This is a genomic window from Streptomyces yaizuensis (assembly GCF_034961445.1).
Classification (GTDB): Bacteria; Actinomycetota; Actinomycetes; order Streptomycetales; family Streptomycetaceae; genus Streptomyces; species Streptomyces yaizuensis.
The window spans coordinates 76,773-99,912 of sequence record NZ_BSBI01000005.1 but is presented as its reverse complement, the minus strand read 5'-3'; the positions used below and the strand labels follow the sequence as shown (position 1 = coordinate 99,912).

General features: G+C 75.0%; 19 protein-coding genes. 2 read left to right on the top strand and 17 right to left on the bottom strand.

The genetic code is table 11. The annotated features are described in order from the left end of the window. Window positions 1-6 precede the first annotated feature (6 nt). The 4 genes from SYYSPA8_RS14120 to SYYSPA8_RS14105 all read right to left on the bottom strand — a co-directional run bounded on the left by SYYSPA8_RS14120 (window position 7) and on the right by SYYSPA8_RS14105 (window position 4,860). Window positions 7-804 (bottom strand): SDR family NAD(P)-dependent oxidoreductase, encoded by a 798-nt coding sequence (locus tag SYYSPA8_RS14120; protein ID WP_323447487.1) that lies wholly within the window; start codon window positions 802-804, stop codon window positions 7-9. Window positions 805-1,306: 502 nt separating this feature from the next. Beyond that, on the bottom strand, window positions 1,307-2,305 hold the full coding sequence (locus tag SYYSPA8_RS14115; protein ID WP_323447486.1) for a hypothetical protein: 999 nt from the start codon (window positions 2,303-2,305) through the stop codon (window positions 1,307-1,309). A 3-nt stretch (window positions 2,306-2,308) separates the two neighbouring features. After that, the gene (locus SYYSPA8_RS14110; RefSeq protein WP_323447485.1) at window positions 2,309-3,391 is read right to left on the bottom strand and encodes an AAA family ATPase; all 1,083 of its coding nucleotides are present in this window, start codon (window positions 3,389-3,391) and stop codon (window positions 2,309-2,311) included. Between the two features lie 5 nt (window positions 3,392-3,396). Then, on the bottom strand, window positions 3,397-4,860 hold the full coding sequence (locus tag SYYSPA8_RS14105; protein ID WP_323447484.1) for a toll/interleukin-1 receptor domain-containing protein: 1,464 nt from the start codon (window positions 4,858-4,860) through the stop codon (window positions 3,397-3,399). 251 nt (window positions 4,861-5,111) lie between these two features. Between SYYSPA8_RS14105 and SYYSPA8_RS14100 the strand changes: the two genes are divergently transcribed. Then, on the top strand, window positions 5,112-9,998 hold the full coding sequence (locus SYYSPA8_RS14100) for a DNA/RNA helicase domain-containing protein (RefSeq protein WP_323447483.1): 4,887 nt from the start codon (window positions 5,112-5,114) through the stop codon (window positions 9,996-9,998). Between the two features lie 41 nt (window positions 9,999-10,039). Beyond that, a complete protein-coding gene (locus SYYSPA8_RS14095) occupies window positions 10,040-10,321 on the top strand; it encodes a hypothetical protein (RefSeq protein ID WP_323447482.1) in 282 nt (93 codons plus the stop codon). Between the two features lie 60 nt (window positions 10,322-10,381). Here the strand turns inward: SYYSPA8_RS14095 and hypE are convergent, their stop codons facing one another. The 13 genes from hypE to SYYSPA8_RS14035 all read right to left on the bottom strand — a co-directional run bounded on the left by hypE (window position 10,382) and on the right by SYYSPA8_RS14035 (window position 23,068). Beyond that, window positions 10,382-11,398 (bottom strand): hydrogenase expression/formation protein HypE, encoded by a 1,017-nt coding sequence (hypE, locus tag SYYSPA8_RS14090; protein WP_323447800.1) that lies wholly within the window; start codon window positions 11,396-11,398, stop codon window positions 10,382-10,384. Between the two features lie 121 nt (window positions 11,399-11,519). Next, on the bottom strand, window positions 11,520-12,779 hold the full coding sequence (gene hypD / locus SYYSPA8_RS14085; protein WP_323447481.1) for a hydrogenase formation protein HypD: 1,260 nt from the start codon (window positions 12,777-12,779) through the stop codon (window positions 11,520-11,522). Beyond that, window positions 12,776-13,072 (bottom strand): HypC/HybG/HupF family hydrogenase formation chaperone, encoded by a 297-nt coding sequence (locus tag SYYSPA8_RS14080; RefSeq protein WP_323447480.1) that lies wholly within the window; start codon window positions 13,070-13,072, stop codon window positions 12,776-12,778. The genes hypD and SYYSPA8_RS14080 overlap by 4 nt, the downstream gene beginning before the upstream one ends. Next, the gene (gene hypF, locus SYYSPA8_RS14075) at window positions 13,045-15,435 is read right to left on the bottom strand and encodes a carbamoyltransferase HypF (RefSeq protein ID WP_323447479.1); all 2,391 of its coding nucleotides are present in this window, start codon (window positions 15,433-15,435) and stop codon (window positions 13,045-13,047) included. Before hypF ends, SYYSPA8_RS14080 begins: the two co-directional genes overlap by 28 nt. Further along, window positions 15,432-16,406 carry a hydrogenase nickel incorporation protein HypB gene (hypB, locus tag SYYSPA8_RS14070; RefSeq protein ID WP_323447478.1) on the bottom strand — a complete coding sequence of 325 codons (975 nt, stop codon included), beginning with the start codon at window positions 16,404-16,406 and terminating at the stop codon, window positions 15,432-15,434. Before hypB ends, hypF begins: the two co-directional genes overlap by 4 nt. Window positions 16,407-16,551: 145 nt before the next feature. Then, complete coding sequence (locus tag SYYSPA8_RS14065; protein ID WP_323447477.1) at window positions 16,552-16,911, bottom strand: hydrogenase maturation nickel metallochaperone HypA/HybF; 360 nt, start codon at window positions 16,909-16,911, stop codon at window positions 16,552-16,554. A 295-nt stretch (window positions 16,912-17,206) separates the two neighbouring features. Next, a complete protein-coding gene (locus tag SYYSPA8_RS38370; RefSeq protein WP_407705999.1) occupies window positions 17,207-17,311 on the bottom strand; it encodes a DUF6893 family small protein in 105 nt (34 codons plus the stop codon). Then, window positions 17,296-17,874, bottom strand: a complete 579-nt coding sequence (locus SYYSPA8_RS14060; protein WP_323447476.1) for a hydrogenase maturation protease — start codon at window positions 17,872-17,874, stop codon at window positions 17,296-17,298. Before SYYSPA8_RS14060 ends, SYYSPA8_RS38370 begins: the two co-directional genes overlap by 16 nt. Beyond that, complete coding sequence (locus SYYSPA8_RS14055) at window positions 17,871-19,361, bottom strand: hypothetical protein (RefSeq protein WP_323447475.1); 1,491 nt, start codon at window positions 19,359-19,361, stop codon at window positions 17,871-17,873. The genes SYYSPA8_RS14060 and SYYSPA8_RS14055 overlap by 4 nt, the downstream gene beginning before the upstream one ends. After that, window positions 19,358-20,071: a DUF6084 family protein gene (locus SYYSPA8_RS14050; RefSeq protein ID WP_323447474.1), complete on the bottom strand. Its 714-nt coding sequence runs from the start codon at window positions 20,069-20,071 to the stop codon at window positions 19,358-19,360. Before SYYSPA8_RS14050 ends, SYYSPA8_RS14055 begins: the two co-directional genes overlap by 4 nt. Continuing rightward, the gene (locus SYYSPA8_RS14045) at window positions 20,068-20,796 is read right to left on the bottom strand and encodes a DUF5947 family protein (RefSeq protein WP_407705997.1); all 729 of its coding nucleotides are present in this window, start codon (window positions 20,794-20,796) and stop codon (window positions 20,068-20,070) included. The genes SYYSPA8_RS14050 and SYYSPA8_RS14045 overlap by 4 nt, the downstream gene beginning before the upstream one ends. Then, complete coding sequence (locus SYYSPA8_RS14040) at window positions 20,793-21,287, bottom strand: thioredoxin (protein WP_323447473.1); 495 nt, start codon at window positions 21,285-21,287, stop codon at window positions 20,793-20,795. Before SYYSPA8_RS14040 ends, SYYSPA8_RS14045 begins: the two co-directional genes overlap by 4 nt. Next, window positions 21,284-23,068, bottom strand: coding sequence for a nickel-dependent hydrogenase large subunit (locus tag SYYSPA8_RS14035; protein WP_323447472.1), 1,785 nt, complete (start codon window positions 23,066-23,068; stop codon window positions 21,284-21,286). The genes SYYSPA8_RS14040 and SYYSPA8_RS14035 overlap by 4 nt, the downstream gene beginning before the upstream one ends. Between the last annotated feature and the right edge of the window lie 72 nt (window positions 23,069-23,140).

The window sequence follows — 23,140 nt, the reverse complement described above, 5'->3', positions numbered from 1 at the left end:
GGTGCTTTAGGCGGTGTGGCCGACCAGCGCGTCGGCGAGCCCGGTCAGCCGCCGCAGGGCGCGCTCCCCGGCGGCACCCGGCGCGGGCTCCACCCGCCGGTCGCGGTCGTAGTACGCGCCGGGGGCGATCCCGGCCGCCGGGTCGCACAGCCGTACGACATGTTCGGCGCCCTCGGCGGGGGAGGCCCCGCGATGGGCGTAGAGGGGCAGCAGCCGGGTGGCGCAGATGCCCGGGTGCACGGAGACGGCCGGGACGCGCCGGTCGCCCGCGAACACGGTGAGCGCCAGCTGCGACTGTGCGTAGGCGGCCAGCCGGGAGTAGCGGCGGGCGCGCTGGGGGTCGCCCCACGGGATGGAGCCGGTGCGGTGCAGCGAGGAGGAGACGTGCACCACCCGGCCGCCCGGCCCGCCCGCTTCGCCCGTCCCGGCGGTCAGCGCCGGCTCCAGCAGCCGGGTGAGCAGATAGTGCGCCAGGAAGTTGACCTGAAAGGTCAGTTCGTTGCCGTCGGCGGTGAGGGTGCGGCGCTCCGGCGCGGCGACGGCGGCGTTGTTGACGAGGACGTCGATCCGAGGGTGCTCCGCCAGCACGGCGCGCGCCATGGCCGCGACCTCGCCGAGGCGGGAGAAGTCGGCGTGGAAGGCGCGCAGCCGGTGCTCCGGCACGCCGGCGGTGGCGGTGACGCGGTCGGCCGCCGCCCGTGCCTCGCCCGGGGTGCGGCCGTGCAGCAGCACCGTGGAGCCGCGCTCGGCGAGCAGCCGCGCGGTCTCCAGACCGATGCCGGAGGTGGCGCCGGTGACGAGCACGGTCCGGGGGGCGGTGGCCCCCGCCGAGCAGTCGGAGGAGACGGAGGATTCCGACGAAGCGGAGGAAGCGGAGGAAGTGGAAGTGGTGGAGGAAGTGGTGGAGGAAGTGGCGGAAACAGCCGATACCGGCATGGACGGTCCAAGGTGTCGGGGCGCGCCGTCGGGCGCGTACAGGATGTGCGAGGGAGGTGCGGAGAACGCCGGACCGGTCACGGTCACGGCGTCCGCGGGCCGCGTGCGCGTCAGCGGACGGCGGCGGCTATGCGCGGACAGCGGGGCGCGCGGCCGGACGACGCCCGATGGGGCGGCCGGTCGAGCAGGAGCCACGCGCTGTTCACCCCGTCATCCGATCCCGGCCCGGGCCGCCGCGCCAGCCCCCGCGCCCTTCCCTGACGCCGCCCTGACGATCCCTTCGCGCCGCTTTGACGGGCTCCGCGCGCCGCGCCCCGGACGCCCCCATGGCCCCTGTGCCCGACGTGCCGCCGTGAGTGCCGTGCCCGCCTCAGCAGGTGCCGGGCGGGCGCAGCCGCCCCCGGACCTGCCCGACCGTCGTGTGCCGGTCCCAGGGCACGACCTCCATCGCGGCGCCCGCCCAGGCCGGGATCCGGTGCGGCGGGCAGGGGACGAACGCCGTCACCCCGCACCCCGCCCGCGCGAGCAGCCGGGTGAAGTCCTCCCACTCCGCGCGGGTGCTCCGGCGCGGATGCGGTGCCGGGCCGCCGAGCCCCAGATCGCTGAGGACCAGGACCCGGGTGCCCCGCGTCGGCGGGGTGTACGGGCCCCAGGACCAGCGCGCCTCCGCGCCCGCCCCGCGCAGTGGCGCGTCCTCGAAGTACCGCACCCGGGTGCGCTCCCGGCCCACGACCGCCCGCACCTGGTCGGCCAGTTCCCGCTGGTCGCGGGCGAAGGGCTCCGTCCCGGCCCCGAGGTCCACCAGGATCTGCACCCCGAACCGGAGCGTGGACACGGGCCGCAGCGGCACCCCGGTCAGGGCGAGCCCCCGGGCCAGCCGGCGCACGATCCGGGGGACGTCCGGCCCGCCGTCGGCCACCACCCGGGCCACCGCCGTCTGCACCAGCGCCGCCGACGACCGGCGGGCCAGCAGCGGTTCGTACGGGAGCGCGGCGCCCCGGACCGCCGGGGCGGCGGGCAGCGCGGCCGCCCGCCACTCGGCCACCGGCGGCGGTTCCTGGGCCACCGGGACGAGCAGCCGGGGCGGCGCGGTCCCGGCGGACGCCCCGGCCTGCGGCGCCACGGCGGTGTCGTCCGCTGTCTCCCGCCCGTCCGGAGCGGCCTCCGTTTCCACCGGTACGGTCGTCTGCTCCCCGGCGGCCTCCACCAGCTCTCCGCCGACAGCTGCGGCGGAACCGGGGCCCGGGTCGGGCAGCCCCCGGGAGGCGAACCCGAGCAGCGCGGCGATGGTCCGCTGCCGCTCACGGTCGCCTGTGGCGGCGAGCCCGAGGGCGCGGGCCAGGTCGCCGAACCAGATGTCCCCGGACATCCGTCAGCCCCCGGGCTGCTGCGGCTTGAGCAGGGTCAGGCTCTTCAGCAGCGGCCAGCGGTCGTCGGCCACCCCGATCCCCAGCGCGCGGCAGGCCCGCAGGGCGTCCAGGAACTCCGCCGTGCTCGGCGGGCGGATCGCCAGGGCCCGCGCCTCCGCGCGGGCCTGCTCGATCTCCTCCGCCAGCTCCCGCGCCAGCTCCTCGTCGGCCGGGCCGAACTCCTGGTAGTCGCTGCGGAAGTGCGCCTCCGCGATCTCCACCAGACGGGCCGCGTCCGGCTCCGGCAGCGAAGCGATCACACAGCGGCGCAGGAACGCCTGGGGCAGCTCCCGCTCCTCGTTGGTCGTGATGATCACCAGATGCCGCAGCGGCCCGCCCTCCGGCTCCTCGTCCGCCTCCGGTTCCTCGTCCTCCGGTTCCTCATTCTCGGGATTCCGGTCCTCGGGATTCCGAGCCTCCGGATCCTCGGCCGACACCCGCTTGCGGACGGTCTCCCCGGTCTCCGTGACCGTGAACCGGTGCGAGCCCAGCGGCACCAGGAGACTGTTGGGGAGGTCCGGATCGGCCTTGTCGATCTCGTCCACGAGGACCACCGCATGCGGTTCGGGGCGCTCCGCGTTGACCTCGGCGAAGGCGTCGGGCCGCAGCGGCCGCCCGCCCTGGCCGCCGCGCGCCGACACCGGGTCGAAGGCCCACCAGAGCGGTCCCGGGGTGACGTAGCGCTGGTCGTCCAGATCGGTGCCCGGCTCCCTGACCTGGGCGTCGCTCAGCCTGCGGACGTGGTCGTACGTCCACAGCAGGTCGTCCGCCTTGGACCGGGAGGTCACCACGTGCTCGTAGTAGCGCCAGCCCCGCTCGCGGGCCACATAGGCCGCGAGGGACGACTTCCCGGAGCCGGGCTCGCCGCGCAGCAGCAGCGGCCGGCCGGTCGCGAGGGCGACCTCGACCGCGAGGGCCACGTCGGACGGCATGATGTAGACCTGCCCGTCCCGCGAGTCGGGGGAGTGCGGCGCAGCCGGGAGCGCCCCGTCCGGCGCGGTGCCGCCCATCTCCCGCGCTCCGTGCGCGGCGGCCGGTGAGTTCATTCGTCCTACCTCCATGAGCCGTTCAGCCGCCTGGGCAGTTCGCGCAGGTCCTCGGTCAGCTGATAGCCGAGGATCTCTTCGTCCTCGGCGAGATGGGGCGTCACGACGACGAGGCCGTCGATCCGCCAGTCGCGCAGGGTCCGTTCGTCCGGCACCGTCTCACCGGTGAGCAGGATGACCACCAGCCAGGGGAAGCGCCGGCGGACCTCGCCCACGGCCCGCTCCACCACGGCTGGCCGCAGCGCCGACACGTCGACGCTCAGACAGTGCAGGACGCCCTCCCGGGGGCGGAACCGTTCGGGCGGCACCCCGGGAGGGTAGTGGAGCAGCGCGCGGACGGCGTCGACGCACTCGTCGGTCAGCTCCCCGGCGGCGTCCTCCCCCATCGGCATCCCCCCGGCGCTGCCGACGTGGTACCGGTCGAGCTGGAGACACATCGCCCGGTCCACGAAGTGGCCGGCCGTGGTCTGCTGGCTCGCGTTGAGCACGACCGCCCGGCTCGGGGGACCGCCGGGCGGCGGGAGTATGTGGCGGGCGGACTCGCCGTTCACCCAGATCGGCAGCAGCTGGGTGACCAGCCGGTCCAGCTGGTCGCTGCTGAGCACGGCGGACAGCTCCATCAGGGCGCTCTTGAGCACCGCGCCCTCCACCGTCCCCAGCATCCGGTGCGCGAGCAGCAGACACGCGCCCGTGTCCGCACGCACGTCGGGCAGCTCGTCCTCCCGGATGCCGAGTGTGCGGGCCGCCGCGAGCAACGGACGGTCGCTGCGCGTCTGTTGCAGCTGGTCCGCTATCCGGGCGATCCAGCCGCGCATCGGATCGGCCACCGCCGAGAGGTCGGGGCGCGTGGGGAAGCGGCCGAGCACCGCGCCGGCCAGCCGCTCCACGTACGCCTCACGGACGGCGGCGGGGCAGTCGGGCTCCCCGGCCCCGCCCGGGTCGGCCGTGACGGCGCCGTCCCACGGCCCGTCCGGTTCGGGGTCCGTGTCCGACGCCGGCTCCGGTTCCGGTTCCGGTTCTGGGTTCGATTCCGTTTCCGTTTCCGTTTCCGGTTCCGTTTCCGTGTACGGGGCGGCTTCCGGTTCTGGGTCCGGGGCCGGTGGTGGGGCCTCCCGCGCGAACTCCACCGGCAGGACGTCCGTGAACCCCGCGTCCCGCAGCCGCCCCGACGTCATCGACCCCATCAGCACCGGGACCACCCGGAACCGGGGGTTGAGCGCCCGCCGCCACAACAGGATGTTGACCTCGCGCCGCACCCAGAACGACTCCAGGGCCGCCTCGTTGAAGAAGACCACCGCCGCGTCGCACTCCGCGAGCCACTGGTACAGCGTCGCGCACCAGTCCTCGCCGGGGCGCAGCGCGTCCATGTCCACCCGTACGCCGAAGTTCCGTTCGGCGAGCCCGCCGGTCACGCGCCGGAGCACGGCCAGCGTCAGCGGATCCCTCTTGGCACTGTGACTGATGAACACCCGGGTCACCGCGCTCCGCCCCTACGCCGGGTGCCGCGCGGCTGTCCGGGCGCGGGCCGCCGGGGGCGGGACCGTCCCCGGGCGGGCGGACCGCCACGGCGCCGACCGTATCGGTGCGTTCCCCCCGTACGTCTCCACGGTGTGATTCTGGCGGACCGGGACCGCATCCGGCAAAGTACCCGGGAGCCCGGCCCCTACCATGGGTGGACGAGGCGGCCGGAGCACCTGAACGAGCACGGGAGCAGGGGGAGATGGAGCCCACGGGGACCACGGTGGGACTGTCGTCGCGGGCGCTCGCCCCGCTGACCGAACGGCTCTTCGTGCCCCGCGACCCGGCCGCGTCCGGCCCCGAGCCGCTGTCCGGGATCCTCGCCTTCACCGACGGCGAGCGGCCCGTCGGCCCGGGCGAGGCGCACACCCTTGTGTCGGAGCTGTTCCGGCACTCCACCCACGGTCGCGGCCGGCGGTTCACCGCCGAGGAGCGCCGCGCCATCGGGGACGCCCTGAACCAGTCGGTACGCGCGCTGCGCACGCTGCCGCTCACCGATCTGCGGGTGGTGAGCGAGGGACACCAGGCCCTGGTGCGCCGGCTCAGCCTCACCGGCGGCTCCGGGCGCTCCGGGCTCTCCGCCAAGGGCATGCGGGTCTGGGAGGCGCTGCTGACCGCCGTCTGCGCGCACATCGTGGACCGGCTGGCACGGCGCTCCCGGCTCGTGGCCCACGAGGCACGGCACCAGGCCCTCGTCCACTCCGAACTGATCCGGCGCTCCGACGAACGTCTCCTGGCCCTCGGCGCGGAACTGGCCTTTTCCGACGCCGAGTTCGAGACCGGCCATCTCGCCGCCCTGCGCGAGCGGAACGGGGCCGTGCACGTCGCCGGGCTCACGGCGACACGGCCCCTGCGCCTGGTCGACGTCCCCCTGACGGCCCTGACGCCCGGTGCGCCGCCCCAGCCCGCGCACCGGCTGCCGGACGGGTTCCCGAGGCTGCTGGTGCGCGGCGGCCCGGGTTCGGGGAAGACCCACCTGGCCCAGGCGGTCGCGCTGGCGGCGGCGGACCCGGGTCCGGACACCCCGCCCTGGCTGCGGGGGCGGATCCCGTTCCCGGTGCCGCTGCGGCGGCTCGCGGCCCAGGGCCCCCCGCCGGACACCGTCGAGGAGTTCCTCGCCACCGGCCCCGGGTTCCCCATCGAACGACTGCACGACGGATGGATCGACCGGGTGCTCGCCGCCGGGCGGGGGCTCGTCCTCGTCGACGGCCTGGACGAGGTGCCCATCGCCGTCCGCACCGCCACCGGCCGGCGGCTCGCCGATCTCCTCGACGCCCACCCCGCCACCCGGATCCTGGTCCTGACCCGGCCCGGCGCGGTACGGGGCCGCTGGCTCGCCGAACACGACTTCACCGAGGCCACCCTGCTGCCCCTGACGGCGGACCGGGTCACCGAACTCATCGGCCGCTGGCATCCGGTAACCCCCGGCGCCGCCCCAAGCCTGATCCGTCTTCTCCGCTCCCGACCCCGTCTGGCCGAGGCCGCCACCGACCCCCTGGTCTGCACCGCGCTCTGCGCCCAGGCCGACGCGCACGGCCCGCTCACCGAACACGCCCACCTCTCCGGCATCACCGCGCTCCTCCTCGGCGACCGGGACCGCGCCCGCGGCGTCGCCCTCGGCGAGGACCTGGACCGGGACACCTGCCACCGGGCCGTACGGAACCTCGCCCGCCGGATGATTCTCGACGGCACCCGCGAACTCTCCGCCCGCACCGCACTGGACGTTCTTGCCGAAAGCGACGGCAGCGGGGACGCCCGCCGCGTCCTCTCCCACCTCACCGACCGCACCGGCCTGCTGCGGACCGGTCCCGCGAACACGGTGGCCTTCACCCACCAGGCCTTCCGCGACTACTTCCGCGCCGAGGCGGCCATCGCACACGGCGGCCCCGACGCGCTGATCCGGCACGCCGACGACCCCGAGTGGTACCCGGTGCTCCGGCTCGCCGCCGAGGCGGACGCCGGGCAGGACACCCTCGTACGCCGGTTGCTGGAGCACGCGCGGACCCTGCCCGACGGCGACCGGCGCGACCGACTGCACGCGCTCTGCGCCGAACTGGCCGCCGGCCCGCAGACGCGCGCGGAGGCCGCCCGCCGGGCCGCGCCCACACCGCCGCCGCCCGGCCTGTCCACATCCGCCGCACCGGACCGTCCGCCGACCGGGCCCGCCGCGTACGCAGAACCGCCGCTGGACGACCGGATCCTGCCCGGCGACGAATCGGATCCGGCCAACCCGGATCCGGCCGGGGCCGAAATCGGACCGGTGGCACCGGGACGGGGGGCGATGCTCAACCCGGTGACGCTCGGAACGGGACCGGCCGAACCGGACACCCCCCTCGTCGCCGTCGCGTTGCCGCAGCCGCTCTCCGGCCCGCCGCTCCGGCCCACGCCGCTGCCGCCCACGCCCGTCAGGCCCTCCGCGCTCGCCCCGCCACCGCGCGCCCTCCGCCCGGAACCCTCCGGCGGCGCCCGCGAACTGGCCGTCGCCCTCAGCGTCGCCACCCGGATCGAACCCGAGCTGATCCGCGCCGTCCGGGTGCGGATCCTGCCCTGGCTGGACGTCGGAGCCGAGACCGACCTCTGGTTCGGCCCCTGGACCGCCGCCCGGACCCGCGCCGGGATCGCCCTGCGGCCCGCGCTCCTGCCCGGCCTCCGCGCCGAACTGGCCGCCCGGCTCCGGGACAGCGCCGCCGACGACCCGCTCCACACCCTCGGCCATCTCATCGCCGACATCCACGCCGGACTCCCGCCCGCGCTGCGCCTGGAGGAGCGCGCCGCCTGGATCGACGTCTCCGCCGGTGCCGGGCGCGAGGAGGCGTTGGAGGAGGCCCTGCAACCGGCCCTCCGCGCCCTGGTGGCCGAGGGCCGCGACGGACTCGCCGACTGGATCGCGGGCGCCTGGCCCCGGCTGCCCGCGTCCGTGAAGGCCACCGTCACCGCCTGGCAGCTCGCCACCGTCGCGGCCCATCGGGACCCCGGCCGCAGTCCTGCCGTACCGAACGCACCCGCCGCCCTGACACCCGGCCATGTCGCCGTGCTCGCGGACGCCCTGCCGCAGGTGCCCCTGGGCCTGGTCCGTGCCGGCGCCCGGCTCCGCATCGGCGCGTCGGTCCCCGGCGGCGCGGCGGTCCCCGTACCGGACACCGACCCCCGCGTGATCGAGATCCTGGCCGAAGCCGAGGGGGACGGCTCCGCGCGGACCGTCCTGGTGGCGTCCGGCGCCGAGCTGACCGTCGACGTGGGGGAGGGGCCCGTACGGCTGCGGACCCCGGCGGGCGCGGTGTACGAACTGGCCCCGCCGGCGCGGCGGAAGTCCAGTCCGTCGCGGCGGCACCGCGGCACCGCGGCCGATCTGCTGCGGCTGCTGGAGTCAGGAGCCCTCGGCGACACCCGCGGGCCAGGGATGGAGCAACTGAGCTTGCTGGTAGCGCTCTTGATGGCCTCCGGACTCCACGGGGTCGAAGTATTGGGCGAGTTCCCCGTCCCCGGAACACGCACCCGGGTGGATGCCCTCCTCGCCGGCGTGCACCCCCGCACCGGGGAACCCTCGTACGCGATGGTCGAACTGAAGCGCAGCCGCCGTGCCCCCGTGGACTCGCGATCACTGCGGGAGTCCAACACCCTGATGCGGCGGAACCTCGACGCCCTCATCCGACGGCTGCCCCTCTTCCGCGACCGCCCCGAACTGCTGGACGGCCTGGTCTACTGGCACTCCGCCGACGTACCCTCTCGCGCCCTTCTCGGCCACAGGCCGGATTTCGCCGAGGACAGCCGGGAACGGGCGATCGCCTGGCTCCGCGAGCGCCTCGCCCCGAGCCCCGGCCTGGAGAGCGGCAGCGCCCTGCTCGCCGGTGAGCCGCTGCCCCAGGACCCCGCGCAGTTCGTGGTGTGGCCGGGCCAGGAGAAGGTGTACGAGAAGGTGCTCCGGGCGGTGTCGGCGGCCGGGGACGCCCACCCCAAGGAAGTGATCGTCGTCATCGGCGGCCCCGGCAGCGGCAGGACCGCCGTCGCGCTGGCGCTGCTGCGGGAGCTGCGCCGCCAGGGGGCGTCCGTCCGGTATACGACCGGGTCCCCGCAACTGACCGGTGCCCTGCGGGCGCTCAGCGCGGCCGCCCCCCGCGAGGCGGCGCTCTTCGACGACAACCACCTGTACTACGCCGTTGGGGCACCGAGCGGGTTCGACGTGCTGCTGTGCGACGAGGCCCAGCGCATCGAGGCGAGCCCACCGCCGCCGGGGGAGCGCCACCGGTTCGGGGAGAGCGCGCGTGGCCGGGCCGGACGGCTGATCCGCGCCGCCCGGGTGCCGGTCTTCCTGATGGACCAGGAGGACACCGGCCACCCCGGCGAGGCGGGCTCCTTCGCCGCCGTCGCCGGGGCCGCGACGAACCTCGGATTCACCGTCCGCGAGATCGACCTCGACGACCTGGGCGCCGGCACCCACCGCGCCTACCGCCGGTGGGTGTCATGGCTGCTCGGCCTGCGCGCGGAGAGTGCCGAGTGGGACCCCCGGTCCCGTACCCCCTCCCTGCTGCTGGCGGACGGCCCGCGCCAGCTCGAAGCGGTGCTGACGGCCCGGATGACAGAGGGCCACAGCGCCCGCATCACCGCGGGCGCCTGCTGGGCCTGGCATCCTCCTCGGCACGGCGGCTCGCTCTCCCCGGACGTCCGCATCGGTGACTGGGCCCTGCCCTGGGCGGGCCGGGAGAAACGCGCACCCGGTGTCGTCCCCTGGGCGGTGGACCCCGACGCGGCCGGCCAGGTCGGCGGCGTCGAGTACGCGCGGGGCTTCGAGTTCGACTGGTGCGGCGTGCTCATCGGCCCGGATCTCGTCTGGCGGGACGGCGACTGGGTCACCGACCGGCGCGCCTCCCACGACACCGCGATCCGCCGCGCGTCCCGCGAGGACGCCGACGGCTACATCCGCCGGGCCTATCTGAGCCTCCTGACCCGGGGCCTCCTGGGCACGGTGGTCCACTCCACCGACGAGGAGACCCGGGCCAGGCTCGCGGAGCTGATCCCCGGGGTGCCCGGGGTGCCCGGAGCGCCGGGTCACGGGGACGGGCCGACGGCGGGCGGCATCGAGAGACCCTAGGGTCGGAAATTCCCTGTCCTGAAACCGCTGTAGGGGGAATCATGGCCGTCACCTACTTGATGCTCGCGCGGCTGCCCGAAGGGGGCCTGGGCGCCTTCGAGGCCTATGAGAGCGCCGTCCTGCCGCTCCTCGCCGATCACGGAGGACGGCTCGAACGCCGGCTGCGCACGGTGGACGACCGGGTCGAGGCCCACCTCGTCACCTTTCCCAGCGGGCGGGACCTCGCTGCCTACCGGGTGGATCCCCGGCGCTCCGCCGCCGCGCCTCTGCTGGAGTCGTCCGGGGCGACGGTCGAACTGCTCGCGGTCCGCGACATCGAGTGAGCAGGCCGGCACGCCGACCGCCGGGGCAGACAGCCGTCCGCGCCGCCCCGGCTCGTACGCTCAGCAGATCCGGGGCAGTTGCTCCCCCAGCGGCAGATCCACCACCCGTGTCCCGCCGAACGCGGTGCGCGCCACCACCATCCCCGGATGCTCGGTCACGCACTCGCCGATCACGGCCGCCGCCGCGCCCAGCGGATGCGCGCGCATCGCCGCCAGGACCTCTTCCGCCCGGTCGCGCGGGACGAAGGCCACCAGCTTGCCCTCGTTGGCCACGTACAGCGGGTCCAGACCCAGCACGGCACAGGCGTTGGCGACCTGCGGCGGCACCGGCACGGCGGTCTCCCGGACGGCGACACCGACGCCCGCCGCCGAAGCGATCTCGTGGAGCGAGGCCGCGAGGCCGCCCCGGGTGGGGTCGCGCAGGACGTGCAGATCGGGGGTGACCGCCAGCATCGCCGCGACCAGACCGCCCAGGGCGGCACAGTCGCTCTCGATCTCCACGCCGAACTCCAGTCCCTCCCGCACACTCATGATCGCCACCCCGTGCAGCCCGATCTCCCCGCTGACGATCACGACATCGCCGGGCCGGGCCCGCTGCGGCCGGATGTCCACACCGGGCGGGATCAGGCCGATGCCGGCGGTGTTGAGATAGACGCCGTCGCCGTGGCCCGCCTCCACCACCTTGGTGTCCCCGGTCACCACCTCGACCCCTGCCGCGCGGGCCGCCGCGCCGAGCGCCCGCGCCACGCGGGCGACCACGGCCGTCTCCACGCCCTCCTCCAGGATGGCGGCGCAGGAGAGCCACGCGGCCCGCGCCCCGCTCATCGCCAGGTCGTTGACGGTGCCGTTGACGGCGAGGTCGCCGATGCTGCCGCCGGGGAAGAACAGCGGACGCACCACGAACGAGTCGGTGGAGAACGCGATCCGGGCCCCGCCGACGTCGAGCGCGGCCGAGTCGCCCAGGGCGGCGAGCGCCGGACCGTTGCCGAAGGCGGGCAGGAAGACGTTCTCGATCAGCTCGGCGGAGAGCGCGCCGCCCCCGCCGTGGCCCATCACCACCCGGGGGTGGTCCCGCAGCGGGAGCGGACACGACCAGCCGGCGACATCGACGGCCTCGACGGAACCGACGGGACCGACGGAGCCAACGGCCTCGACGGAACCGGCCGCGTCGACAGAACCGAGTTTCGGAAGCACGGTTTCAGCCAACGGGGTTCGCCTCCAGCGGGGTCGTTCCGGACACCGGAGAACCGGCGGATACCGGAGAACCGGCGGGCACCGGAGAACCGGCGGGCACCGGAGAACCGGCGGGCACCGGAGAACCGGCGGACAGGGGACCCGGCGCCGGGAAGCCGGGCGGCTGCGATGCGGCGGGGCCGAGCCGCCGGTACAGGTAGTACGCGGCGCACGCCCCCTCGCTGGAGACCATCGTCGCCCCGAGCGGGGTGCGCGGCGTGCACACCTCGCCGAAGGCGGCGCACTCGTGCGGCTTCAGCAGCCCCTGGAGCACTTCGCCGCTGCGGCACTCGGCGGGCTCCCGGGTGTCGATCCCGCCGACGTCGAAGCGGTACTCGGCGTCGTGGTCGCGGTAGCGCGGCGACAGCCGCCAGCCGCTGCGCGCGATCACCCCGATCCCGCGCCAGGCGCGGTCGGTGACCTCGAAGACGTCCTCCAGCATCGCGCGGGCCGCCGGGTTGCCCTCGGGCCGCACGGCACGCGGATACGCGTTCTCCACGGTGTGCTCGCCCCGCTCCAGCTGCCGCACCGTGCGCCGGATGCCCTCCAGGATGTCCAGCGGCTCGAAACCCGTGACCACGATGGGGACCCGGTGGCGCTCCGCCAGCGCCGGGTACTCCCCGGTCCCCATCACGCTGCACACATGCCCGGCGGCGAGGAAACCCTGCACCCGGCACTCCGGCGACGTCATGATCGCCTCCACGGCCGGGGGCACCCGTACGTGCGAGACCAGCATGGAGAAGTTGCGGATCTTGTGCTTCCGGGCCTGGTGGACGGCCATCGCGTTGGGCGGGGCCGTCGTCTCGAAGCCGATGCCGAAGAACACCACCTCGCGGTCCGGGTGCTCGCGGGCGATCCGCAGGGCGTCCAGCGGCGAGTACACCACCCGCACGTCGCCGCCCTCGCCCCGGACCCGGAACAGGTCCCGGCCGGTCCCGGGGACCCGCAGCATGTCCCCGAACGAGCAGAAGACCACCCCGGGCCGGGAGGCGATCGCCAGGGCCTTGTCGATGACCTCCAGCGGGGTCACGCACACCGGGCACCCCGGGCCGTGGATCAGCTCCACGCCCTCCGGGAGCACCTGGTCGATGCCGTGCCGGATGATGGTGTGGGTCTGCCCGCCGCACACTTCCATCAGCGCCCACGGCCGGGTCACCGCGGAGCGGATGTCGTCCAGCAGCCCCCGCGCCAGCTCCGGGTTCTGGAACTCCGTCAGATACTTCACCGCTCGGCCTCCCACTCCGGGCCGCCCTGGTGCGCCGCCGCCTCCCAGGGGTCCTGGAACTCCTCCTGGAGCAGGCCGAGTTCCGCGAACAGCTCCAGGGTCCGCAGCGCCGACTCCTCGTCGAGACGCTGGAGCGCGAAGCCGACGTGCACGATCGCGTACTCGCCCACCGCCAGGTCGGGCAGATACTCCAGGCAGACGTCCTTGACGACGCCGCCGAAGTCCACGACGGCCATCCGGGTGCCGTCCCGTTCCTCGATCTCCATCACTCTGCCGGGCACCGCCAGGCACATACGCCCGTCTCCTCTCCCGCCGTGGCCCGCGCGGCCACCATCAGCTGGCCGAGGGCCAGCCCTCCGTCATTGGGTGGCACCCGGCGGTGCCGGAGCACGGTGAAACCGTCCGCCGCCAGTCCCCGCGCACAGGCCGACAGCAGCAGGGCGTTGCCGAAGACCCCGCCGGTCAGCGCCACCGTGTCCAGGCCGTGCCGGTCCCGGGCGGCCCCGCACAACCGGCGGACCGCCACCGCGACACCGGCGTGGAAACGGGCCGCCACCCGGCCCGGCGGCGCCCCGGACCGCAGGTCCGCCACGGCGGCGGCGAGCACCGGCGCGGGACCGGCGACCCAGCGCCCGCCCGCCTCCTCCCGCAGCGCGAAGCCGTAGCCGTAGCCGTCGCTGTCGTACGGTCCGTGCGCGTACGCCGCCGCCTCCAGCTCGATGGCCGCCTGCGCCTCGTAACCGGCCCGGTGGCAGACGCCCGCCAGCGACGACACCGCGTCGAACAGCCGCCCCATGCTCGATGTGGGCACACAGTGCAGCCCGGTCGCCAGCTGACGTTCCAGCACCCTCAGTTCGTCGTCGGGGCAGGCCGCCACCGGCGGCAGGTCGGACGTCCACGGAATACCGGCGGCCCGCAGGTGCGAGAGCGCCATCCGGTACGGGCGGACCACCGCCGCGTCCCCGCCGGGCAGCGGCACCGGCTCCAGATGGGCGAAGCGCAGGAAACCGCCGTAGTCGGCGATCAGCACCTCGCCGCCCCAGACGGTGCCGTCGTCGCCGTACCCCGTGCCGTCGAACGCGACCCCGATCACCGGCCGGGTCCCGTCCAGACCGTTTTCCGCCATCGCGGCCGAGACATGCGCATGATGGTGCTGTACCCGGACCGGGGGCCGGCCCGCCGCGGACCGGCCCGCCCGCCGCGCCGAACGGTAGCCGGGGTGGCGGTCCGCGACCGCCACCGCCCCGGTCACACCGGTGACGGCGGTCAGATGGTCCACGGCCCGGTCGAACGCCCGCAGCGTCGCCAGATCGTCCATGTCCCCGATGTGGCCGGAGAGCCAGGCCCGGTCGCCCTCCGCGAGCGCGAAGACGTTCTTCAGATCGCCGCCCGCCGCGAACACCGGGGCCACCGGCACCGGCAGCCGCACCGGCGCCGGGACGTACCCCCGGGAGCGGCGCACCGGCAGCGGCACACCGTCCACGACCCGTACCACCGAGTCGTCGCAGGGCACCCGGATCGGCCGGTCGTGCGCGAGCCAGCCGTCGACCAGGGGCGCCAGCCGCTCCCGTGCCTCCGCGTCATCGGTGACGATCGGCTCACCGGCGAGATTCCCACTGGTCATGACGAGCACCCGCGGGCCGTCCGGATCGCCGTCGAGCCCCAGCAGCAGATGGTGCAGCGGGGTGTACGGCAGCATCACGCCCAGATCCGGCGAGCGCGGCGCGACCGACTCCGCCACGGCCCCCCGCGGTGCCCCCGGGCGGCGGCGCAGCAGCACCACGGGCCGGGCGGGACCGGTCAGCAGCCGCCGCTCCTCCGGGCCCAGGCACACCAGCGGTTCGACGTCCGCGAGGGCGCGGGCCATCAGCGCGAACGGCTTGTCGCCCCGGTTCTTGCGGCGGCGCAGCAGGGCCACCGCCCTCGCGTCGGACGCGTCGCACGCCAGGTGGTAGCCGCCGATCCCCTTGACGGCCAGCACCGCGCCCGCCGCGAGCATCCGCCGTGCCTGCGCGAGCGCAGCCTCGCCGTCGCGTTCCGGCTCCCCGGGGACGGCGAGGGAGAGCTGGGGTCCGCAGTCGTGGCAGGACACCGGCTGGGCGTGGAAGCGGCGGTCCGCCGGGTCGGCGTACTCCCGGGCGCAGCCGCGGCACATCGGGAACCCCGCCATCGTGGTGTGGGCCCGGTCGTAGGGGAGCGCCGTGACGATGGTGAAACGCGGCCCGCAGTCCGTACAGGTGATGAAGGGGTGGCGGTGGCGGCGGTCGGCGGGGTCGCGGAGTTCCGCGAGACAGGCGTCGCACGTGGCGGTGTCCGGGGGGATCAGGGTCAGGCCCCGGCCCGCCCGGCCGCGGGACGACGGCACGATCGCGAAACCGCGCGCCCCGGTGGCGCGGACGCTCTCCTGCCGTACGGCGACCACGTCGGCGAGCGGCGGGGCGTCGGCGGCGACCCGCAGACAGAAGGCGTCCACGGCGGCGGCCGCGCCCTCGACCTCCGCGAGCACACCGTCGCCGGTGTTGGTGACATGGCCGGAGAGCCCCAGCTCGGCGGCGAGCGCGAAGACGAACGGGCGGAACCCCACACCCTGCACCAGCCCCTGGACGGCGACCCGCCGCCGCAGGACGTCCCCGGGAGCCGCCGCGGGGCCCGTCACGGCCGGTCCGCCACCGGGGCACCGTACGCGGGACCGCCGGCCGGGAGGTGCGCGTGCGGCCCGCTGTCCGGCGCGTGGCCGTGCGACTCCCGCGTGTGGGCCACGGGCGCGTCGGATCCGTGCGGCTGCGGTTCATGCGTGTGCGGTGGGTGGATGTGGGGTACGGAGGAGCCCGGCCACACGTCCGCCGCATGGGTGTGCTCCTGCGGGTCCGCCCCCCGGGGTACGTGACGGTGGGGTACGGGGCCGGGCGCCCCCGGCTCCGTGCCGCCGCCCGCCGCCGGGGTACGGGCCAGCACCGGCCGGTGCGGCGGGGCTCCCTCCCGTACCGCGAGCGCCCGTTCCAGCAGCACTCCGATACCCAATCCGGCCCGCGCCGACGTACGGACGACCTCGACCCCGGGGTTGACCCGGGCGACATTCGCCAGGAACGCCCCCTCGTCGAAGCCGACCGCCTCCGCGAGATCCGTCTTGGTGACCACGACCAGCTGGGCCAGGCCGAACGCGCCCGGGTACTTGAGCGGCTTGTCCTCGCCCTCGGTCACCGAAGCCAGCGCCACCCGCAGGGACTCGCCCAGGTCGTACACCGCGGGGCAGACCAGGTTGCCCACGTTCTCCACGAACAGCACCCGGGTGCCCTCGGGCAGCCAGCCCGCCAGATAGCCGCGCAGCATCACCGCCTCCAGATGGCACAGACCACCGGTGAGGACCTGCTGCACCGGCACGCCGGTGCGCGCGAGGCGCCGGGCGTCGTTCTCCGTGGCCAGATCGGCGGTGAGGGCCGCCACCGGGACGCCCCGCTCCCGGGCGAGCGCGAGTTCGGCCTCCAGCAGCGCGGTCTTCCCGCTGCCCGGGCTGGAGAGCAGATTGACGGCCACGGTGCCCCGGGCGGCCAGCTCGGACCGCAGCAGCGCCGCACAGTCGTCGTTGTGGGCGAGAACGGCCTGCCGCAGGTCGGACGAACGGCACATGGGCCTGCTCCCTCTCTCTTCGCTCCGGGTTCTCGGGGTCTTCGTTCTGGGGGTCTTCGGGTTCCTGCGGTACGGACCGGACGTGACGGTTGGTCGGTCGGGACCGTCGGTCGGTCGGGCCGCGGCCGCGGGCGCGGGTGGCCGGTCAGCCCGGGGCGAGGGCCGTGCCGGCGGCCCATTCGACCTCGCGGATCCTCAGCTCACGACCGGCCAGCAGCTCTGCCCGCGCTCCCGCGCAGCGCGGACAGAGCAGGTCGGGGGGCAGACCGGGCCGCCACTCGACCCCGCAGGGGCCGCACCGCGCCCGCCCCGGCACGCTCCGGGTCTCCAGCACCGACCCCGCGAGGGCCGTGCCCTCGCACGCCAGGGCGAAGCAGAACTCCAGTGCCTCCGGAACCACCCCGGCCAGCTCGCCGATCTCCAGCCGCACCGCTGCCACCGCCGTCGCGCCCCGCCGGGCGGCCGCCTGCTCCACCTGCTCGACAACGGCCGTGGCGATCGACATCTCATGCACCGGAGCGCCTCATTCCACGGCTGGGTCTTTCGTTGGGATCAGGCCGGGCCGAAAAGCGGCGCCAGGCGTACGAGGCCGGTGGGGTCCACCCGCGAGGACCCGGGCCGGTCCCGCCCGTACCCGGTCCGCCGGGCGGGCACCCCCATTCCAGGGGGCGCGACCGGCCCGGACCGGGAGCCACGCCGCCGACCCGCCCCGGGCCTCCCCATTCGCAGCAGCGCGCCCCCGCGGGACGCCGGCCGGCAGACGTGGGGCGCGCGGCAGCGGGGCGCGGGCCGGGCGTGGTTCACATCCGTGAGATCTCCAGATACCGCTTGATGTCGGGCATGGTGCGCCACAGCACCACCCCGATCGCGCCCGCCAGGGCCGTACCGATCACCGCTCTGAGCATGATGACGCCTCTCTCTCGGACCGCCCGCCCCGCGCCCCGGCCGGTGCCGGGGCCTCCTCGGCTTCGGCGAGCAGCCGCAGAATCAGCCGTACGGCCCCGTCGACCGCCGCCGCCACCGGTGCGCTCAGCCCCATCCCCTCCGCCAGCGACAGCGGTTCGCAGCCGACGACCAGGATCCGTTCGGGCGGTGTCCCGCCGGTGCCCGCGCTCAGGGTGGCGAGCAGGGCCAGCACCGCGTCCGGGCCCATCCGGTGGCCGTCGAGGGCGGGGGTGGCGGACGGTTCGACCGGGCCGGTGTCGGCCTCGATCAGATGGACCGTCCCCGGCGGGCCGCCCCGGGACACGGCGTCGACCAGCACCAGCAGCCGGTAGCCGTCGAGGAGCTGGTACGCCAGATGCACGCCGCGCACCCCGATGTCGGCGATCTCGACGCCGTCGGGGACCTGGGGCGCGGTGAACCGGCGGAGCCGGCGGACGCACTCGACCCCGAAGCCGTCGTCGCCGAGGAAGACATTGCCCACCCCGGCGACCAGCACCCCGGCCGGGCTCTCGCGGGTCGTCACGGCGCCTCCAGGGGGGTGACCTCGTCGGGCTGGAAGTAGCGGAACCGGCCCTGGGCCCGCCACAGGTCCGCGCCCGGGTCGTCCTCGATCGTGACCGCCAGATGGACCGAGCCGTCCACGTCGTGCAGGACCGCCTCCACCAGGGCCGCCCGGCCGTCCAGGAAGAGATCCTGCGCGTCGGTGCGGCGCCGGCCGGGCCGCAGCAGCACCCGGCTGCCCGCGCCCACCGACCGGCCCCCGATCAGCACCCGGTCCCGGGCGGGGTCCACGTCCGGATCGCTCCCGGGGTCCCACCAGGGCTCCGCATCGGCGCCGGACGCCCCGGCCCCGCCGCCCCCGGTGATGTCACGCAGCGAACGCACCGTGCCGTGCAGCCGCTCCAGCACCTCGCGGGGCATCGAGGCGGCGAAGTCGACCACCGCGCCCGCCCGTTCGTCGGTGCCCCGGGCCTCCCGCTTCTCCCGGTCGGTCAGACACGCCGTCCGCAGCGCCAGGATCTCGTCGATCTCGGTGGCGTCGTAGAGCGCGAGCGGGCTCTCCGGGGCGATCCTCGGCCGGTCCTCCAGGATGATCGGCGAGGAGAGCAGGACATCGTCCCGGCCGTCGGCGTCGGCGAGTACCGGCCACGTGTGCTCATTACGGCACTCGGCCACCGCCGGCGCCGCCCACCGGGGCGGGTCGGTGGCGGAGAGGAAGACGCCCCGGTCGACGGCGAGCAGCAGATGCGCGGAGACCAGCGAGTGCGGCAGGGCCGCCGCCCGGTCCGCGCCGCCGTCCCGGCCGCACCCGCCCGTACCGCCGCCGGCGTCCGTACGGTCCGTACCGCCGCCGTCCCCGCCGCCGCTGTCCGGGGCCCGCCAGCCGGAGGTGTTGGCGACCACGGCGGTCAGCCGCAGCGCCCCGTACGGACCGGGCAGCTCCCGCGCGGACAGCCGGATCACCCCGGCGACCTCCTCGCGGGCCCGCAGCAGCCGTCCCACCCGCTCGCCGTCCACGACGACGGGTTCCGACTCCAGGCCCGCCGCCAGCCGGAACGCATGCGTCACACCGTCCGGCGCGAGCAGCCGGTCCACCGGGGCCAGCAGCCGGACCGTCTCCACCACGCCCTCGTCCCACGGCACCAGCACCCGGTCCGGCAGCTCCAGTTCGGGAACGGTCCGGTAGCCGTACGCCCCCAGCCCCCGCTGCACGGTCCTGCGGCGGGCCCGCAGGAATCGCAGCTCGACGGCGAGGCGGGCGCCCGCGCGGGGCTCCAGCAGACATTCGGTGCGCTGGACGGAGTGCTCGGCGCTGTCCTGCCCGTACCCCGGGGGCACCAGCACACCGAACTGCCACCGCAGCTGGTTCTTGGCGGCGGACGCCCGGTACGGATAGAGGACGTACCCCTCGAACAGCACCGCGTCGGCCACCTGCCGGCCCGTCGCCAGCCGCTCCTCCAGACCGGGCGGGAAGGTGTCCACGGCCGGTGCCGTCACCGGTGCGCTCATGACGTGCCCGCCGGGCCCGGGGCGCCGCCGACGGGGTCGTCCCCCGCGTCCGCCGCATGCGTCGTGGTGTCCGCGGTGCCCCGGGTGTCCGCCGCGCCGAGGAGGGCCCGTACCGTCGACTCCCACGACGGCAGCGACCGCCGGGTGCGGAACGCCAGCAACTCGTCCAGGACGTCGGCGGGCAGCCGCACCCAGCCGCACCCCGGGAAGTGCTGCTCCATCATTTCCCGCCACACCTTGACCGGAAGTCGTACCGCCGCCTCCAGGTCCCACGGCACCGGGGTCACGTGGAAACCGGCCGGTCCGCTGAACACCGTTCCGGAGAACAGCAGCAGCAGCGGCACATCCCCGCTCTCCAGCGCCCGGAAGTAGCGGGTGGCGGCGATGTCGAGGTCGTAGGTGCACGGCACCGGGAGGTCGATCTCGCTCTCGCCGGTGAAGCCCGGCACCATCAGCGGGACCTCGGCGAACTGGATCGGGTTGAGCGTGCTGCCCCAGCGGGAGCGCTCCCCGAAGAGAGCGGTCAGCCGCTCGCCCTCGGCCTCGTCGTAGGCACGCCGCGCTGGTTCGATCCTCAGCTGGCAGCGGAGCGCCAGCGCGTGCACCCGGGTCCGGGCCGGGGCGGTGATCCGCAGCCGCAGGACGAGGGTGGGTCCTGCGGCGTGCCGGTCGGCGCGCACCTCCGTGCAGCGGAAGGCCAGTTCCCTCATGCCACCGCCGCCTCGGTCAGCGGCCGCGCCCGTTCCTGGAGCGCGGCGAAGAAGGCGTCCAGCTCGGCGCGGGCCTCGGCGCCGCCGTCGAAGCCGTGCCAGCGCAGCCGCATCCGGCCGACGAGTTCGTAGGCGAGGTCCACGGGCACCAGATAGCAGTGGACGCGCCGCGGGGTGCGGCGCAGCAGCAGCGCCTCCACGTCCGGGCGGAGGGCGGCGGCGAGCCGGTTCGCCCCGAACACGGTCCGCCAGGCCGACTCGTCGAGGTCGGCCTCGGTGGCCCCGGCGGGGCTGGGGTAGCAGAGCACCGGGCGGCCGAGCGCGCTGTCCCGCAGGACGAACGCGGTACTGACGGGGATGCGCAGGGCGGCCCACTGGGCCTCACCGATGGCACCGTCCCCCGGGCCCGTTCCGCTGTGGCCGTCGGCGCCCGTGTCCCTGTCGGTGTCGGCGTCCGGGTCCGTGTCGGCGCCTGTGTCGGTGAGGAAGCGTTCCGGGAGCGGGAGATAGCGTCCCTGGGCGGCGTCCGGCCGCTGGAACAGCAGGGCGCAGGCGGTGCAGGCGCAGACGAGCGCACGCCCGGTGGTGTCGGCGAGATGCCGGTGCCCCGGAGCGAGGCGCAGGCCGCAGAGCCCGCATCGTTCCGGCCGGGCGGGCGCCGGCCCGACCAGCCCGCGCAGCAGCCGGGTGCCGTCGCCGGCCGGGTGCGGTGGGGTGCCGTTCACCGTGCCTCCGCCGCGGCCGGCGGCCTGCTGCCGATCTGGAGCAGCGCCGGCGCGGGTTCGGCCCGTTCCCACACCACGGAGGTCACCTCCGGGGCGTGGCAGGCGAGCGCGCTCTCGACGCCGGCCGTGTCCCCGTCGCCGCAGCCCGAGCCGCAGCCCTGCGCCGCGCGCCGCAGGGTCAGGGCGCCGCCGTCCTCGTCGCAGGCGGCCTGCTCCACCGTGTCCGCGCCCGCGAGCCGCAGCGCCCGCCCGATCCGTACCCGGAGCGGTTCGGGATGCAGGTCGTGCAGGATCAGCAGCCCGGCAACCGCCGGGTCGTCCAGCGCCGGGGCGAGCACCCCCGGCGGCACCGCCGCGACCAGCCGGGCGAGGCCGTCGCCGTAGAGCGCCATCAGCGCGCGGGCCAGTTCCTCGCCCGCCTCGCGGTGCGGGCCGGCGGGCAGCCGGTCCAGGGCGGCCCCGACCCGTACCCCGGTCTCCTCCGGCGTCATCCGCCGAGCCCGCTCAGCCCGGTGGGGACGTGCATGCGCTCCAGGGTGCGGCCGCCGCCCACGTACATGTGCACCCCGCAGGGGAGGCAGGGGTCGAAGCTGCGCACGGCGCGCATGATGTCGATGCCCTTGAAGTTCTCCGGGGTGTTCTCCTCGAAGATCGGGGTGTTCTGGACGGCGTCCTCGTACGGCCCGGGAGTGCCGTAGCTGTCGCGGACGCTGGCGTTCCAGGGGGTGGGGGGATACGGGTGGTAGTTGGCGATCTTTCCGTCGCGGATCACCATGTGGTGCGAGAGGACCCCGCGCACGGCCTCGGTGAAGCCGCAGCCGATGCTCTCGTCCGGCACCTCGAACCGTTCCCACGTCTTGTGCCGTCCGGCCCGGACCTCCTCCAGGGCCTTCTCGGCGAAGTGCAGGGCGGCGGCGGCCGCGTACGCCTGGAAGTAGGTGCGGGCGCGGTTGCGTTCGATGGCGTTGCTCCAGGCCGGGATCTTCCACTCGAAGGTGGTCTCCGGCTTGGTCATCGACCGGGGGAGGTTGATGACCACGCTGTGCCCGGTGGCCTTGATGTAGCCGATGTCGACCAGCCCGGACAGCGCGGTGGACCAGAGCCGGGCGATGGGCCCGCCGCCGGTGTCGAGGGCGAGGTGTTCCTTGCCGTCGAACCAGCGCGGGGACATCACCCAGCTGTACTTGTCCGCGAAGTCGCGTTTCTGCGGCGAGGGGATGGTGTGCTGGTTCCAGGGGTGCCGGGGGTCGACCGGGTTGCCCAGCGGGTCGTGGCTGACGAAGAGGTCGCGGCCCTCCCAGTCCTCGTAGTACGAGCTGCCGAGCAGGATCCGGATGCCGAGGTTGATCTCGGTGAGGTCGTTGGTGACCAGCTTGCCGTCGACCACCACACCGGGGGTGACGAACATCTTCCGGCCCCAGTCCGTCATCCGGGCGTAGGTGAAGTCGCAGTGGTCGGGGTCGTTGAGGCTGCCCCAGCACCCCAGCAGCACCCGGCGGCGGCCGACCTCCTCGTACCCGGGCAGCGCCTCGTAGAAGAAGTCGAACAGGTCGTCGTGGAGCGGGACGACCTTCTTCATGAACTCGACGTACCGCATCAGCCGGGTGAGGTAGTCGGTGAAGAGCTGCACGGTCGCGACCGTGCCGACGCCCCCGGGGTAGAGCGTGGAGGGGTGGACGTGCCGGCCCTCCATCAGACAGAACATCTCCCGGGTGTACCGGCTGACCTGGAGCGCCTCGCGGTAGAAATCGCCCTCGATGGGGTTGAGGGAGCGCATGATGTCCGCGATCGTGCGATAGCCGTGGTCGCCCGCGTGCGGAGCCTCGGTCCGCTCGGCCAGCTCTAGTACCCCGGGATTGGTCTCGCGAACCATCTTCTCGCAGTAGTCGACCCCGACCAGGTTTTCCTGGAAGATGTTGTGGTCGAACATGTACTCGGCCGCCTCGCCGAGGTTGATGATCCACTCGCCGAGGTGCGGCGGCTTCACCCCGTACGCCATGTTCTGCGCGTACACCGAACAGGTGGCGTGGTTGTCACCGCAGATACCGCAGATCCGGCTGGTGATGAAGTGGGCGTCCCGGGGGTCCTTGCCGCGCATGAAGACGCTGTAGCCGCGGAAGACGGACGACGTGCTGTAGCACTCCGCCACCCGTTTCGCCTTGAAATCGATCTTGGTGTGGATGCCCAGGCTGCCCACGATCCGGGTGATCGGGTCCCAGCTCATCTCCATCAGGCCGCTGCCGTCGCCGGCCGCCCTGGTCGTCGGTGCCATGGTCTGTGTGGTGCCCTTCTGCGGACGGGGTGGGGTACGGGGTCGCGGGGGCGGTGCGGCGGACAGCCGCGG